The sequence below is a fragment of the Sorangiineae bacterium MSr11367 genome, assembly GCA_037157805.1.
Lineage (GTDB): Bacteria > Myxococcota_A > Polyangia > Polyangiales > Polyangiaceae > Pendulispora > Pendulispora rubella.
Map to the genome: position 1 here is coordinate 2,783,851 of CP089983.1, position 14,757 is coordinate 2,798,607.

18 protein-coding genes are annotated in these 14,757 nt (G+C 64.8%); 11 read left to right on the forward strand and 7 right to left on the reverse strand.

Annotation, left to right across the window (positions count from 1 at the left end):
- Window position 1: 1 nt before the first annotated feature.
- The 3 genes from LVJ94_11140 (at window position 2) to rsfS (ending at window position 2,800) form a co-directional block, all read left to right on the forward strand.
- Entirely contained in the window at window positions 2-838 is an 837-nt protein-coding gene (locus LVJ94_11140) for a uroporphyrinogen-III synthase (protein ID WXB07786.1), read from the forward strand.
- Between the two features lie 21 nt (window positions 839-859).
- Window positions 860-2,143 (forward strand): glutamate-5-semialdehyde dehydrogenase, encoded by a 1,284-nt coding sequence (locus LVJ94_11145; GenBank protein ID WXB07787.1) that lies wholly within the window; start codon window positions 860-862, stop codon window positions 2,141-2,143.
- Between the two features lie 123 nt (window positions 2,144-2,266).
- On the forward strand, window positions 2,267-2,800 hold the full coding sequence (gene rsfS / locus LVJ94_11150) for a ribosome silencing factor (GenBank protein ID WXB07788.1): 534 nt from the start codon (window positions 2,267-2,269) through the stop codon (window positions 2,798-2,800).
- 146 nt (window positions 2,801-2,946) lie between these two features.
- Here rsfS and tatC read toward each other — a convergent pair whose 3' ends face one another.
- Together tatC and tatB are read right to left on the reverse strand one after the other, a co-directional pair.
- Window positions 2,947-3,786 carry a twin-arginine translocase subunit TatC gene (tatC, locus tag LVJ94_11155; GenBank protein ID WXB07789.1) on the reverse strand — a complete coding sequence of 280 codons (840 nt, stop codon included), beginning with the start codon at window positions 3,784-3,786 and terminating at the stop codon, window positions 2,947-2,949.
- Entirely contained in the window at window positions 3,783-4,454 is a 672-nt protein-coding gene (tatB, locus tag LVJ94_11160) for a Sec-independent protein translocase protein TatB (protein WXB07790.1), read from the reverse strand. The genes tatC and tatB overlap by 4 nt, the downstream gene beginning before the upstream one ends.
- A 92-nt stretch (window positions 4,455-4,546) precedes the next feature.
- Here tatB and LVJ94_11165 point away from each other — a divergent pair, with 92 nt between their 5' ends.
- The 4 genes from LVJ94_11165 to LVJ94_11180 all read left to right on the forward strand — a co-directional run bounded on the left by LVJ94_11165 (window position 4,547) and on the right by LVJ94_11180 (window position 7,043).
- Entirely contained in the window at window positions 4,547-5,605 is a 1,059-nt protein-coding gene (locus LVJ94_11165) for a radical SAM protein (protein ID WXB07791.1), read from the forward strand.
- A 115-nt stretch (window positions 5,606-5,720) separates the two neighbouring features.
- A complete protein-coding gene (locus tag LVJ94_11170) occupies window positions 5,721-6,167 on the forward strand; it encodes a hypothetical protein (protein WXB07792.1) in 447 nt (148 codons plus the stop codon).
- Window positions 6,168-6,630: 463 nt separating this feature from the next.
- On the forward strand, window positions 6,631-6,822 hold the full coding sequence (locus LVJ94_11175; GenBank protein ID WXB07793.1) for a hypothetical protein: 192 nt from the start codon (window positions 6,631-6,633) through the stop codon (window positions 6,820-6,822).
- Window positions 6,819-7,043: a hypothetical protein gene (locus tag LVJ94_11180; GenBank protein ID WXB07794.1), complete on the forward strand. Its 225-nt coding sequence runs from the start codon at window positions 6,819-6,821 to the stop codon at window positions 7,041-7,043. Before LVJ94_11175 ends, LVJ94_11180 begins: the two co-directional genes overlap by 4 nt.
- Window positions 7,044-7,070: 27 nt before the next feature.
- Here LVJ94_11180 and LVJ94_11185 read toward each other — a convergent pair whose 3' ends face one another.
- Window positions 7,071-7,886: an alpha/beta hydrolase gene (locus LVJ94_11185; protein ID WXB10704.1), complete on the reverse strand. Its 816-nt coding sequence runs from the start codon at window positions 7,884-7,886 to the stop codon at window positions 7,071-7,073.
- Window positions 7,887-8,115: 229 nt separating this feature from the next.
- Between LVJ94_11185 and LVJ94_11190 the strand changes: the two genes are divergently transcribed.
- The 3 genes from LVJ94_11190 to LVJ94_11200 all read left to right on the forward strand — a co-directional run bounded on the left by LVJ94_11190 (window position 8,116) and on the right by LVJ94_11200 (window position 11,054).
- The gene (locus LVJ94_11190) at window positions 8,116-9,138 is read left to right on the forward strand and encodes a PrsW family intramembrane metalloprotease (GenBank protein ID WXB07795.1); all 1,023 of its coding nucleotides are present in this window, start codon (window positions 8,116-8,118) and stop codon (window positions 9,136-9,138) included.
- Between the two features lie 135 nt (window positions 9,139-9,273).
- Window positions 9,274-10,575 (forward strand): hypothetical protein, encoded by a 1,302-nt coding sequence (locus LVJ94_11195; protein ID WXB07796.1) that lies wholly within the window; start codon window positions 9,274-9,276, stop codon window positions 10,573-10,575.
- Between the two features lie 113 nt (window positions 10,576-10,688).
- Window positions 10,689-11,054 carry a GxxExxY protein gene (locus tag LVJ94_11200; GenBank protein ID WXB07797.1) on the forward strand — a complete coding sequence of 122 codons (366 nt, stop codon included), beginning with the start codon at window positions 10,689-10,691 and terminating at the stop codon, window positions 11,052-11,054.
- Between the two features lie 75 nt (window positions 11,055-11,129).
- On the opposite strand, the gene LVJ94_11205 is transcribed toward LVJ94_11200, so the two are convergent.
- Both LVJ94_11205 and LVJ94_11210 read right to left on the reverse strand, forming a co-directional pair.
- Window positions 11,130-11,561 carry a hypothetical protein gene (locus LVJ94_11205; GenBank protein WXB07798.1) on the reverse strand — a complete coding sequence of 144 codons (432 nt, stop codon included), beginning with the start codon at window positions 11,559-11,561 and terminating at the stop codon, window positions 11,130-11,132.
- Between the two features lie 110 nt (window positions 11,562-11,671).
- Window positions 11,672-12,820, reverse strand: a complete 1,149-nt coding sequence (locus LVJ94_11210) for an acyl-CoA dehydrogenase family protein (protein WXB07799.1) — start codon at window positions 12,818-12,820, stop codon at window positions 11,672-11,674.
- 370 nt (window positions 12,821-13,190) lie between these two features.
- Between LVJ94_11210 and LVJ94_11215 the strand changes: the two genes are divergently transcribed.
- Window positions 13,191-13,628 (forward strand): hypothetical protein, encoded by a 438-nt coding sequence (locus tag LVJ94_11215; protein WXB07800.1) that lies wholly within the window; start codon window positions 13,191-13,193, stop codon window positions 13,626-13,628.
- A 56-nt stretch (window positions 13,629-13,684) separates the two neighbouring features.
- Here LVJ94_11215 and LVJ94_11220 read toward each other — a convergent pair whose 3' ends face one another.
- Both LVJ94_11220 and LVJ94_11225 read right to left on the reverse strand, forming a co-directional pair.
- Window positions 13,685-13,957, reverse strand: a complete 273-nt coding sequence (locus LVJ94_11220) for a hypothetical protein (protein WXB07801.1) — start codon at window positions 13,955-13,957, stop codon at window positions 13,685-13,687.
- The gene (locus tag LVJ94_11225; GenBank protein WXB07802.1) at window positions 13,954-14,727 is read right to left on the reverse strand and encodes a cytochrome c biogenesis protein; all 774 of its coding nucleotides are present in this window, start codon (window positions 14,725-14,727) and stop codon (window positions 13,954-13,956) included. The genes LVJ94_11220 and LVJ94_11225 overlap by 4 nt, the downstream gene beginning before the upstream one ends.
- Between the last annotated feature and the right edge of the window lie 30 nt (window positions 14,728-14,757).

Consider the following 14,757-nt stretch of genomic DNA (forward strand, 5'->3'; position numbering starts at 1 on the left):
CATGGGGGACACGACTGCCCTGAATGGACTTCGCGTGGCGCTGCTCGAAGCGCGGCGCAGCAGCGAACTGGCCGACCTCGTTCGGCGCAACGGTGGCGAGCCGCATTCGGTGCCGGCGATGCGAGAGACCCCGCGCGAGCCGCTCGACGATGTCGCGGCGGCGCTCGATCGCTTCGGCTCGGTGCCGCGTCCGGTGGCGATCTTCGCCACCGGCGTCGGGGTCGAGGCGCTGTTCGCCATGGCGGAAAAACTCGGTCGAAAGGCGGATCTGGAGGCGATCCTCCGGCGCGCCATCAACGTATGCCGCGGGCCCAAGCCAGTGGCCGCGTTGAAGGGCTTCGGCATGCCGGTGTCGGTGCGCGCGGCCTCGCCGCACACGACGCGCGAGCTGCTCGACGCCATCGAGTCGCTCGATGCCACGGAGCCCCTTCCGCTGGAGGCGGCGCTGGTGGTGCATCACGGCGAGCGCAGCGACGTGCTGGTCGACGCCGTCAAGGCCAAGAGCCCCGTGGTGGTGGAGCTCTTGCTGTACGCGTGGGAGCTGCCCGAGGACACGGCGCCGCTCGCCGCGCTGGTGGGGGAGATCATCGCCGGCCAGATCGGTGCGGTCGCGTTCACCACGCAAGTGCAGGCGCGCCATCTCTTTGCGATTGCCGATGAAATCGGGAAGCGCGAGGCGCTGGTGAAGGCCCTCAACGAGCTCTCCGTGGTCGTGGCGGTGGGGCCGACGTGCGCGGAAACGTTGCGTTCGCTCGGTACACCGCCGCGGGTCGTTCCGGAGAGTCCCAAGATGGGGCCCATGGTCCAGGGCCTGGCGCGCTATCTCGACGAGCGGTAACGCTCGGGTTAACCTGTGCGGGTGACTGCTCGGACCGCCGGCATCGAGGATGCCACCCTCGCCTCTGAAATTGCATCCCGTTGCGCCCTTGCGCGCCGTGCCGCGAGGAGCCTGGGCCCACGCGAGCGCGCCATCAAGGACCAAGCGCTGAGGGCCATCGCCGCCGGCCTGCGCGCGCGCAAGCCGGAAATCCTCGAGCAGAACGCGCTGGATCTCGAGAACGCGCGCCAGCGTGGAACGCGCGGGGCCTTGCTCGATCGGCTCGCGCTCGACGACAAGCGGCTCGAGGCCATGGCCGTCTCCGTCGAAGAGGTGGCCGAGCTTCCCGATCCGGTGGGCGGCATCATCGAGCAGCGCACCCTCGCCAATGGCATCGAGCTGTCGCGCGTTCGCGTTCCGCTCGGCGTGGTGGCGATGATCTACGAAGCGCGCCCCAACGTCACCGTGGAGGCGAGCACGCTCTGCCTCAAATCGGGCAACGCCATCGTGCTGCGGGGTGGCTCCGAGGCACTGCACTCGAACCGCGCGCTCGCCGCCGTGATTGCCGACGCGCTGGAAGCGACGGGCCTTCCGCGCGATGCGGTGCAGGTGATTCCGTTTACCGACCGCGATGCGGTGCGCGTCCTCGTGCAACAGAGCGAGACCGTGGACCTGGTGATTCCGCGCGGCGGCGAAGCGCTCATCCGCTTCGTGACGGAGCATGCCCGGGTGCCGGTGGTGCAGCACTACAAAGGTGTCTGCCACCTGTACTTGGACGCGGGCTGCGACCTCGACATGGCCGAAAAGCTCGTGGTGAACGGGAAGCTCTCCCGTCCCGGCGTGTGCAACGCCCTCGAGTGCCTCTTGGTCGACGAGGCCGACGCCGCGCGCACCCTACCCAAGGTGGCGGCGGCGCTTTTGGCCGGTGGTTGCGAGCTCCGCGGCGACGAGCGCACGCGGGCCCTGGTCCCTGAGGCGCGCCCGGCGACCGACGAAGACTGGGGGACCGAGTTCCTCGATCGCGTGCTGGCGGTGCGGGTCGTGTCCGGCTTGGACGGCGCGCTGGAGCACATCGCGCGCTTTGGCTCGGGCCATACCGAGGCGATTTGCACGAAAAATGACGCGAACGCGGAGCGTTTCCGGCGCGAGGTCGACGCGGCGTGTGTGGCCGTGAACGCGTCCACGCGCTTCCACGATGGTGGGGAACTCGGCTTGGGTGCCGAGATTGGAATTGCGACCAGCCGGCTGCACTGGCGCGGACCGATGGGTCTGGAAGCGCTCACCACGATGAAGTGGCTCTTGAACGGAAGCGGGCAAACAAGGTAAGCCGGAGGGACTTTGGCCTCCACGAAAGACAAAACGACCCGAAGCGGTCCGCCCAAGCGCACGAGCACCGGGGAGCCTCGCATCCGCTCCTCCCATGGCGCTCCTCCCCGGGCGGCGAAAACAGTGAAACCCGCGAAGGGCACGGAGGACGAGACTCCGCACCTCGCACCCCGTCGAGCCCTGGGCGCGAAGGCCGCATTGGGGCCGAAGGTCGCTGCGGGAGCGAAAGCTGCCGCGGGCCCGAAGACGAAGAAGGCGCTGCGCACTCCGCCCGTGGAATCGACCAGCGTCGCGAGCGATGAAGCGCGCCAGACGGCCATTGCCATCGCCGTGGCCGCCCTCGACAAGAAGGCGGTCGGCCTGGAGATCCTCGATGTCGCCGGCAAGGTCGACTACGCGGACTTCCTCGTCTTGATGACGGGTCGAAGCGATCGCCAAGTCGTCGCGCTCTCGCAGGGCATCGAGGAAGCCTTGCGCAAGAAGAGCCGCCGCCCGCTCTCGGTCGAAGGCCTGCCCCACGCCAACTGGGTGCTCATGGACTTCGGCGACGTCGTCGTCCACATCTTCCAAGACGAGACGCGCGGCCTCTACGATCTCGAGGGCCTCTGGCTCGACGCCCGCCGCCTCTCGGTGCCGATCCCGGAAGACCTCCGCTAAAGAGCGAATTCACAGGAAGACGGGAAGACGGGAAGTTTTTTGGGGGGTTCCAATCCGCCCACTGGGCGAACTGGAACCCTCAAAAAAGCGTTCCGTGCTGTCCCTGCCGTAAGTCCTTCCCGTCCTCCCGTCTTCCTGTGAAATCCTCAGGTTTCCTTCTTCGCGCTGTCGTCGTCGTCCAAGTTGCGCTTCGGGGCGACGAAGAAGGAGATGCCGACGGAGCAGAAGTAGAGAACGATGAGCGCGAGGCTCACGGCGAGTTGGCTCGAGATTTCAGGTCCCGGCGTGACGATGGCGCCCACGATGAACGAGAGCAGGATCGCCCAGCGGCTGAATTTCACTAGCTGCTTCGGCGTGACCAGGCCCGCGATGGACAAGAAGGTGATGAACAGCGGCAGCTCGAAGACGAAGCCGAAGGCCAACAGCATGGTCGTCGCGAAGTCGAGATAGAGCTCGAGGGTGGGTCGCTGCGTCAGCACCGTGCCCGCTTCGCTGATCTGGCCGAGCAGCGAGAAGAAGTAGCTGAACGTGAAGGGAAACGCGACGTAGTACGCGAACGCGACACCCGACAAAAAGAGGAACGTCGAGAAGAAGACGAAGGGCACGATGAAGCGCTTCTCGCGCGAATACAGCCCCGGGCTGATGAACGACCACAGCTGATAAAAGATGACCGGCGCCGCGAGGATGGCGCCGCCCACGAGCGACATGCGCATGTACCCGACGAAGACGTCGGCCGGGCCCAAGGTCATGAGCTCGGGCGGTCCAGGGAACTTGCGCGCGATCCACTGCTGCTCGTAAGGGCGCATCAACCACGCGAGGATGCGCTCGCGGAAGCCCCAGCACCCGACGGTGCATAGCAAGAGCGCCCCGGCCGCGCGAAACACGCGCACGCGCAGCTCGCCGAGATGCTCCCAGATGGTCATCTTGATGTCGGCCTCGGGGAGTGCTTCTTGCGACGACTCGTCGCTCTCGGTCTCGGCGCTCATGGGGACGGCGGCTGCTGCTCGGAGGAGTCGGTGGGATCGGAAGGTTCGACGTGCTGCTGCTGCTCGGAAGGCTCGGCGTGCTCGGAAGGTGGCGGCGCGGGTGGGGGAACGACGATGCCGTTCGGATCGCCCGTCATGTACAGGGCGTCGCTGGCAAGCGCGCTCGGTTCGAATCCTTGCGTATACATGAACGCCGTATCCGGCAGGGCGCCGTAGTCGTCGGCACCCTCGCGCGGGTACTCGCGATCGCGTGCGCCCACCAGGCCGGAGAAATCTCCATGGCTACCGTAGGGATCGCCGCCATACGCGACAGGTGCGACCGCCGCGGCCGCCGCGGTTTCCGTTCCCGGGATTCCCGCGGGCACGGGGGCGGGGGCCGCCGCGGGATCGGGATCGAAGGGCTTCGCCGTGGGCATGCGCGCAGCCTCGGTGATCTGATCGAGCTCTCCGCGTGCGAGCTTGCGGATCTCCGTCAGATTCTCCTGGATGCCTTCGGCTCGGAGCACCTCGTCGATGCCGCTTTGGTAGCGCAGCTCCGACGCCATGCGCCGCATTTTTCCGGCGAAGCGTCCCAGCTTCCCGAGCATTTTGGGCAATTCTTTGGGGCCAATGACGACGATCGCCACCACGATCAACACCACCAGCTCGCCGAAGCTCATTCCGAACATGGTCGAAGTCGGGCGAAACGTAGCACATGCCACGTGAAGAGAACCCGTTCCCGAGCTATACAGGCCTCCCTCCAGGCAAACCAGGCAAACGGATGCTCGCCCTTCAAGGTCTCACCCCTGTCGCGCTCGCCGAATCGTTGGCGATTTCGCTCGCAGAGGCTCGCAAAATCGTCAGTGCGGTCCACCGCGACCGCGATCTGGGCGTCCCGCTGGCCGAAGTTCGTCGCGTGAGTATGGAGGCCGTGCGTACACACGGCCATGTCCCCGCGCTCGCCTTGGTCCGTGAAGAATCGAGCCGGCTCGACCCGTTTCGCAAACTGCTGCTCCGGCGCGCCAACATGGACGACTCGAAAGACGAGTTGTTCGAGACGGTCCGCATCCCGCTCGAGCGGCCCGGTCGCTTCTCGGTGTGCGTGAGCTCGCAGGTCGGCTGCGCGCTCGCGTGCACCTTCTGCGCGACCGGGAGGCTCGGGCTGCGCCGCAATCTCGAGTCCTGGGAAATCGTGGAGCAGGTGCGCTGGGTACGCCGCGGCCTCGGCCCTGGGGAGCGCGTGCACGGCGTCGTCTTTCAAGGCATGGGCGAGCCCATGGCCAATCTCGACCGGGTCATCGAGGCCATCCGCGTACTTTGCGATCCCAGCGCGCAAGCCATCGATGCGCGCGCCATCACCGTGTGCACCTCCGGGCTGCCGACGGGCATTCGACGCCTCGCGCGCGAACTCCCCAAGGTGCGCCTCGGACTCTCGCTGGGAAGCGCCATCCCCGAGGCGCGTCGCCGCTTGATGCCCATCGACGACAGCTTCTCACTGGATGCGGTCCTCGACGCCGCCATCGAGCACGCTCGAACGACGGGCTTGTCGCCGATGTGGGCCATGACCTTGCTCCACGGCGTGAACGACGGCGAGGAGCACGCCCAGGCCCTTGCCCATCGCGTGCTCGACTTCGCGCAGCGCTCGGGCGTGCGCCCACGTCTCTCGATTCTCGCGTACAACCGCATCGACGAAGACGATGATCCGTTTACGCGCACACCGATCGAGCGCGAGGATCGATTCCGCGAGATCCTGCGACAGCGCGGTGTGTTCACACACAAGCGATACAGCGGTGGATCGGACGTCGGCGCGGCATGCGGGCAGCTCGCAGCTCGTCCGTAGAGCGCTGCGGCTGCCGAAAAATACGACAGCGCAGCGCGTAAACGACGCACCCGAAGCGATGGAAACGCATGCTTGCGCTTTAGGCTTTGCGAGGACGCGCTAAGCTTTTCGGCTCATGGATCGTTCGCCGCCCTCGTTTCGACAGGAACGCTCCGCGACACGTCCGAAGGCACCTCTCGTTCTTTACGTCGATTGCGACGAAGCGCGATGCAAGGTGGTGAAAAGCGTGCTCGATGGTGCTGGCTTTACGACCCTCGGCGCGACCGACTTGGAGGACGCCGTCGATCATGTGCGTGAGTCGTCACCGTCCTTGGTGCTTCTCGACATGAACATCGTGGAGCACGAAGAAGACGCGTCTTTCAGCGAGTTTTGCGCGAAACTCGAGGATACCGTCGTCCCCATCCTCGCCGTCGTCGACGATGCTGATCGCGTATCGGGTGCACGCGCGACCGTCTTGGGTCTCTCGGCCGCCATCGGCCGCTCCTCACCCGAGCGCCTCGTCGTCGAAGTCATGCGCGCCCTGGCCGCCCGCTCCAAAGGCAAACTCGGCGCGTACGGCTGAGAGAGGGTTTACATGAAGGCGGGAAGGCGGGAAGGACTTACGGCGTGCCCCGGCACGGAACGCTGGTGTTTTTGTTTTCAATTGGCTCACTGAGCCAATTGAAAACAACAAAAACTTCCCGCCTTCCCGCCTTCATGTTCAATCTCTCCTCTCATTTTTAGCCATTATCCATTTCGCCACCCTTGTTGCATTTCGCCTCACACTTCTTGGGGCGGCTCTTCTTCGGGGAGCGGGGGTTCGGGTGCTGCGGGTGGAATGGGGGCGTGGATCGGCTGGTCGGGGATGGGCCGGTGTATCGGTTGTTCCCCTGGATTTTGCGACGGGACCTCGACAGGGGGCGGCGGGTAGGGTTGCGTCGTGTTCATCCCGCTGCATCAAGCAACGGGTGCGCCGCTCGCGGTGCGGAACGTGCTTCTTTTTACCCTTCGCCCGACGGCCCCAGCCGAAACAGAGGAGGCGAGTCATGGCTCACGCGAAGGCGCATGATCACCCCATATTTGCATATGGGGGAGACGTTCCCGAGGCGCTCGATGTCATACGGAAAGAGCGCTCCCATGCATTGGTTCTCGCCATGGTGGCGATCCTCGTGGCCCTCGTGGCCACACTCGGCATCATGTATTTGCTCTTGGCCCCCACCCACCTCTTGGTGCGATGACCATGAGTAAGGTGTTATTTGGCATTTTTCTGGTCATCACCCTGATTGCATTCGGCGGCATGCTCACGTTCGCCATGGGCATGGCGCTCGTAGCATTGCTCCCGGCGCTCATCCTGATGGGGCCACCACTCTTCCTCCTCTGGCGGGTTCAAAAAGCCGAAGAATCCGCCGAAGTGGAAGCGATGCGCGCGGCCGACGCCCAACGAACCGCAATCAAATAAAACCGCCCAATACGGTCCGCCGGGGCATCAAGGACGAATTCGACTCAGGAAGGCATCCAGTTCCCGATTGAATTCGTCCGGCGCCTCGATGTTCGGCAAATGCCCCGCTCGGGGGATCACCGCGAGCGTGGCATGCTTCAACTGGGCGGCCATCGTCTTCGCCTTCTCGGGCGGAATGAGTTCGTCCTTCTCCCCCACCAGCACCAACGCCGGGCCCTCGTAGTGCGAGAGCACGTCGGCGCTGTCGCTTCGTTTCGCCATGCCGCGCTGCGCGGCGGCCGCACCCTCCGGCGAGTTGCCGAGTATCCACTCGGTGACGCGCGCCCGCGTGTCCGCCGGCGCACTCGGCGCGAGAAGCTTCGGCACCATGGCGTCGGCCACGCCCTGCATGCCCGACTCCAGCGCCTTCTTCGCGGCGTCCTCCCGTTTGGCGCGCCCTGCGTCGTCGTCCGCCCCGGACTGCGTGTCCGAGAGAACGAGGCCCTTCACGCGGTGCGGTGCGCGGCGGAGCACCTCCATGGCGACGTATCCGCCCATGGAAACGCCGCCCACGACCGCCTGATCGATCTTCAGCGCATCGAGCACGGCCAGCGCATCGTCGGCCATCTCCGCCATGGGCGTTGCGTCCTGGGCCGAGCGTGAGGTGCTGGATTTTCCGAAGCCGCGATGGTCGACCACGATGAAGCGGTATTTCGAGCCCAGTGCAGCGATTTGCGGCCGAAACATGGGGCCTTGGACGGGGTACGCGTGCAAGAGCAGCACGGGAAGACCGTGGCCTTCGTCCGTGTAATGGATCTTCACGCGTGTGCTGCCGGTGTCGCGTTCGATGAAGGCGTCGGGCATGTCCATGGATACCGCGGCGGTCTGCGCGGGTCGACCGTTGGTGCTCGAGCCGCCGCAAGCGATGGCGGCCAAGCCGAGCAGGCCTGAAGGGAACAAGAAAGTCATCCGTGTACGCATGACCCCGGCCTACGCGCGGTTCGGATTCGGGTTTCGCGCTCGGGCACGAATTCGATCTCGGCGGATCTCTATACTAGCCAGCAGAGCAATCCGCTACGTTACGCGGTAGCGCATGTTCGTCGGGATCGTTCTGGGACTCGTTTTCGTCACGCCGCTGGTCATCCTTTACGCGCTGCTGGTGCGCTGGTGCGACCGCTTCGAGCCGGAGCCCTGGTGGCTTCTCATCGCCGCCTTCGTCTGGGGTGCGCTCTTCGCCACGCTCGGCGGTGGCTTTTCCAGCCACATCGGCGAAACGATCGCGAGCAACCTCACCGGCGCGGCCGAAGACGATCCCGGCATCCAGGCCTTCGGCGCCACCGTGCTCGCCCCCGTCTTCGAGGAAGGCTTCAAGGGCATCGGTGTGGCGCTTGTCGCCGGTATCAGCGCCATGGGCCTGCGCGAGTTCGACGGCCCGCTGGATGGCGCCATCTATGGAGGCATCATCGGTCTCGGCTTCACGTTGACGGAGGACATCCTCTACGTGGCCAACCAGTTCGCCGAGGCAGGGGTGGGGGGATTCGTCGTCCTGTTCATCCTGCGGACCGTTCTTCTCGGCCTCTCGCATTGCACGTTCACCGCCTGCACGGGCCTAGGGTTCGGCATCGCCGCCGAGTCGCGCAGTTGGTTCGTCAAAATCGCGGCGCCCATCGGCGGCTACATCATGGCGGTGGCCATGCACGCCTTCCACAACGGCCTGCCCACGTTCTTCGGTGAGGAGGGGGCGGTCATCATGATCCTCATCACCTGGGTCATCGTTCTCTTCTTCTTCGTCCTGCTCGCCGTGCTCGTCGTGCGCGATCGCACCATCGTCATCCGTGAGCTCGCCGGGGAAGTGGGCGGCTTGATCCATCCGCGCGAGCTTGCCCTGGTGAGCACCTATGTGACCATCGGCTGGCAAAATTGGGCGACCCTCATGTCGCGCGGCTGGACGGCCTTTCGTCAGCGCCGCCACAAGCAACTCGCCTTGGTGGAATTGGCCTTCATCAAGAACCGCCGGCGCCGCGGCGAACGGGGCAAGGGGCTCGACTTGAAGGAGGCGCGACTGCGTCAAGAGGTGTACACGGCCAACCAACGCGGCGTCTGGATCGGGAACTAAAGATTTCGTCCGCTTCCGCTTGCGAGAGGGTTTGCGCGAGGCACCTGCGGTGGCCATCTGTCCATCGTGGGTTCTCCCTGTGCGCGCCGCGAACCGTACCGTCACGCGATTGTCGTAGGGGGGAGTCTGTCGGGTATGCTCGCGGCGCGTGTGCTTTCGGAGCACTTCGCCGAGGTCACCGTGATCGAGCGCGATACGCTCCACGAAGGGCCCGAGCCGCGCAAGGCGGTGCCGCACGGCCGTCACGCGCATGGGCTGCTGAGCCGCGGATGGCAGATCTTCGAGAGCCTCTTTCCCGGCTTGGAAGAGGAGCTGCGGGAGGCCGGCGCCACCTGGATGGATATGGGGTCGGAGTTTCGCCAGTACCATTCGGGGCGATTCAAAACGCCGTTTCCGAGTGGTGTGTCCGCACCGTTCATGAGCCGGCCCTTGCTCGAATGGCGCGTGGCCCGGCGTACGATGGCGCGGCCCAACGTGCGCGTGCTCGCATCGTGCGACGCCGTCGAGTTGGTGCCCACGGCGGACGGCGGCGCGATAGCGGGCGTGAAGGTGCGCCGCGACGGGACGAACGGGACAGCCGAGGAGCTCTTGCATGCGGAGCTCGTCGTCGACGCGAGCGGGCGGGCCTCGCGGCTGCCCCGCTGGCTGAAGGCGCTCGGTTACCCCGCGCCGGAGCAATGCGAGGTGCGCATGCACGTGGGCTATGCCACGCGCATCTATTCGCGAACTGGGGCGCGCGGAACGCGCCCACCGGAGTGGAAAGGCTTGTTCGTGCTGCCGAGCAGGCCGGCCAAACGCGGCGGCATGGTGATACCGATCGAGGGGGAGCGTTGGATGGTGTCGCTCATCGGTTGGCTTTACGACCATCCGCCGGGCGACGAAAAAGGTTTTCTCGACTTCGCACGAAGCTTGCCGGTTCCCGACGTGATCGGCACCGTCGAATCACTCGCACCGCTCGGTGATATTGCACACTACAAGGTTCCGTCGAACCAACGTCGTTGTTACGAACGATTGACCCGCTTCCCCGAGGGGCTCGCGGTCATCGGCGACGCCGTCTGCAGCGTCAATCCGATTTACGGCCAGGGCATCACGATAAGTGCCCTGCACGCCCTCGTCCTCGATGCATGCCTGGAAAAGCAACGACGCGAAGGCTGTCTCCGTGGTTTCTCGCATTGCCTCCGCGACGAGATGGCCAAAATTACGGACGTCGCATGGCAAAGTGCCACGCGCGAAGACATGCGCTACCCCGAGGTGGAGGGAACGCGCCCCGCGGACATGGACTTCATGCATTCCTACATGGATCGCGTCCATGCCACCGCCGCCCGCGATCCCGAGGTCGCGCGCTGCGTCCTTCGAGTGGTCCACATGCTCGAGCCGCCGTCTACGTTGCTCTCCCCCGACATGCTCGCCCGCGTGGTGGCCACCGAACCGCGTTAATAGCCAAAACGGGGGTCCGGGGCGCAACCTTGGCTTGTCGTGTGTCGATTGGCTGTTGTGATGAACCGCCAAGACGCCAAGAACGCCAAGAAATGAACCGGGCAGGGACGTCGATGCGCTCTGCCATCGCGTGGATTGGAGCGGCGCTAGAAGTGCATCGCCTGCTCGGCCCAGGCTTTCTCGAATCGGTGTACGAGGAGGCGCTCTGCTTCGAGCTGTCGTTGCGCGGAGTCCCCTTTGCCCGGCAGGTGCCGGTTGGCGTTGCCTACAAGGGAAAAACCGTTGGAGAAGCACGCCTGGACCTGCTCGTGGGCGAGTGCCTTATCGTCGAGCTCAAGGCCGTGGAGGCTATCGCGCCCATTCACGTCGCGCAGGTGATCTCCTACTTGAAGGCCTGCCGACTTGCGGTCGGCCTCCTAATTTCCTTCAACGTGCCAGTTCTTCGACGCGGTATCAAACGCGTGATTCACACCCCGTAGATCTTGGCGTTCTTGGCGTCTTGGCGGTTCACTTTCCCAACGCTGCACGGCCACAGCGTAGCAAATCGAGCGCTTTTAGCCGCCCCACGCCGCTTCGAAGGCGATGCCCCGTTGGGTGACTCCGGCGTCGGTGTCGGCGGGGGGAAACGTCAGCGCTTTGATCGGTGCGATGAAGCAGAGGATCACGTTGGCGGCGACGTTGGCGCCGGGGGAAACCTTGCTGACCTGGAGGCCCGATAGATTCCCATCGGGTGCGATGCGCGCGACCACGCGGGCGGCGCCGCGGGCCCATTTTCCTTGGGCCGCGGCATCGGCGCCGCAGCGTTGCATCGCGTCGGCGACGGAATCGGTCGCGCGCTGCGCAATCTCGCGGGGCAAGCCACGGCCCTCGGCCAGCCCGACCGTGGTGAGCGGACGGCGGGCGACGTATTCGTAGGCATCGCTCGATGGCGCGGCGGCGGGCGCATTGGCCGGATCGACGCCGCGCACATCTCGTGACTCGGTCACCACGTCACGGCTCCCTCCGCTGGCGCAGCCGCTGCCGCTGCCCAACAAGCACGCGCATGCGCATGCGCCGCTAACAAAGAGACACATCGTGCGTGGCGCGAACCGACCCATCACCCGGTGCCAAGGGCGTGACGGGCGATGATGATGCGCTGGATCTGGCTCGTGCCCTCGTAAATTTGAAGCACCTTTGCGTCGCGCATTAATTTCTCGACGGGGTACTCCTTCACGTAACCATTTCCGCCGAAGATCTGCACGGCGTCGAGCGCACTTTGCATCGCCGCGTCGGCCCCGAATGCCTTCGCGTAACTCGAGACAATCGGGTTGCGAATGCCCTTGTCGAGGTTCCACGCCGCCTTGCGCACGAGCAGACTCGTGGCCTCGATGCGAATGGCCATTTCGGCAATCATCGCTTGGACCAATTGGTGTTGGCCAATTGGCACACCGAAGGTTTTTCGCTCTTTCGCGTAGGCCACGCTCTCGTCGAGGCAGCGGCGCATGAGCCCCACGGCGATGGCGCCAATGTCGGGGCGCGTCTGGTTGAACGTCTCCATCGCCAGCTTGAATCCATGGCCGGGCGGCGCCAAGACCTGCGAGGCGGGAACGTGCACGTCGTCCAGCATCACCTGGCAGGTGTCGCTGGCGCGCTGTCCCATTTTATCCTCGTGTTTGCCAACTTTGAGCCCCACGGCATCGCGGTGGACGATGAAGGCGCCAATTCCCTTGTGGCGCAACTCGGGATTCTCCGTGGCGAAAATCGTGTAGAAGCTCGCGAGCGAGGCGTTGGTAATCCAACACTTGGTCCCATTGAGGACGTAACCGCCTCCCGAGTCTTTGACGGCGCGCGTCTGAATGCCCGCCACGTCGCTTCCGGCGGCCGGCTCGGTGGTGGCGTAGCTGCACATGACAGGCTCCGACGACAGCCAGCCGAGGTACTTCTTCTTCTGTTCTTCGGTGCCGCCCAGGCGAATCGGGGTGAGGCCCAATGTATTCGCCGTCATGCTGGTTTGAATTCCCGTGCACGCGTAGGCGAGTTCCTCGGTGATGAACGAGGAGTCCACGTCGGAGAGCCCTTGGCCTCCGTATTCACCCGGCAGCGTCGGGTTTACGAGGCCGATTTTCCAGGCTTCTTCGAAGATATGACGCGGGAAGCGGGCCTCGCGATCGCATTCGGGCACGATGGGAATGATCCGCTCGCGTGCAAAGCGACGCGCCGTATCGATAAGTGCTCGCTGCTCCTCGCTCAACTCGAAATCGATCATGATCGGGTGCTCCTCGGGCGTGCCAGTGGACAGTGCGCGTGTCAGGGAATTGGGTTCATTCCCTCGCGCGTTTTTGCCTTCGTTCGATGTCGGCGCGCGCGACGCGCGTGCCGAAGATGTAACCGAGTGTCACTCCGATGAGGAGAACACCGGGGATGAAAATCAGATGTTCGGGAGTCATTGAACCTTTGTCACACTTCTGGAACGCATGTGGGCGTGTTAGAAGGTTTGCGCCTCTCGGGGCGAGCGCGTGTCGAAAGCGTTCCGATTTGCACGCGCACTTGAATACCACTTCCGATGCACACTTAATAAAACGCTAAAATCGGGCGCTACCAGAGTTGGATCGTTTCTCGCACATCGATTAGGTGCGATGTCCGAAGGCCACTTCGATACAGTCGATCTGCTCCCACCTACTCTCACTGCCACCGCCCTCGCCGAGGAGCTCGCGGAGTATGAGGCGGCGCTCGCCGCCGTGCACTTCGAGGGATCTTTCGATGAGGTGCCGAGCTACGAGCCCTTCGATTCCCAACCGGTCGTGTCCGAGTCCGTTAGCCCGTGCACGGGAATGCCGTTCCCGGCTGTCGTGGCCCCGGCGGGATCGGGTGCGTTCGAGATCGGCTTGGTGTCCCATGTGGACGTGGTGAACGCCGTGGGCCTCTTCGAGGAAGAGGAAGAGGTTCCCCCGACGATGCGCTCGCCGTCGAGCACCCACCTTGTCGTTAGCGAACGCCCCGTTCGCGTGACCATGGACGAGACCCCCAGCTCCGACCGGGTGTCCGTCGAGCTGCCGATCATCAAGGTGGCCTGAGCCGCCTCAAGCGACAGAAGGGCGAGACCCGCCGCGGGGAGCGCGGCGGGGTACCGTCAAGATTTGGATCCCTGTTTCGCCGCGGCCTTGTCGAGCACGCGGTCTAGGTCGTCGATGCGGGCGTTGAGCGCGGCCTGCTTGCGCCACAACAAGAGAATCCATCCCATGAGGATGACCCAGAGGACGACGTAAGCTTCCACCATGAGGGTGGAGCCGCTTCGGGTTTCGCCCCCGGCGTCGACGGCCTGAAACTGGGTGCCGGGGGTTGCGGACTCCTGAGGATTGGCCCCAGACCCGGTTGCGGGGCTGCTTGAATGTTGCACGGTCATGCGTCGGTCCTAGCGTGGCGGGGAGGCACTTCTTCGGAGTCGGAATCGTGACGGTCGTCGAGACCGAGGTCGATGGCGTCTTCCTCGGCGCGGGCGAGACGGCTTTTCGCCACCTCGAGCCGAACGCGCGCCCAGAGCAGGGCAATCGCAAATACGGTGAAGGCGAGGAAGGCGAGGAGCAGCGTGGTGCGCATGTCGGGGTCCAACCCGCCGCCCTTGCCGGTGATGACCGCCGGGTGTTGCCCGCTCCATTTTTGAACGCTGAAATGGATGATGGGCAGATTGGCGGCGCCCAAAATGCCGAGTGCGGCGGCAAACCGGCGCTCGCCTTCGCCGTCACCGGTGAAGGCGCGAAGGACCAGGTATGCCACGTAAATAAGGACGGACAGGAGCGACGTCGTCAGCCGCGGATCCCACGTCCAATAATAGCCCCAGGCCTTGGCCGCCCAGAGCGGGCCGGTGGTGAGGACGATGGCGCCGAACACCACGGCCATCTCGGCACCGGCGCGGGCCAAGGCATCGCGCGCGTCCGTCGGGCGAATCAGGTAAGCCGCCGACCCGAAGAAGCACGCCGCGGCGCCGATGTACATCGAATACGCGCTGGGGACGTGGAAGTAGAAGATCTTCTGGACGATGCCCATCGTCTTCTCGATGGGGGCGAACAGGAAGACGGCGTGGATGGCGCCGATGAAGAGCAGCGTCGCCGTCCCCAAGAGGGCCATGAAGACGATGTTCGCCGTCACCTCTTTTTCGCGCGCGGATTTCTTCATGTTCTCGAGCGAAACTAGTCGCTTCCCGTA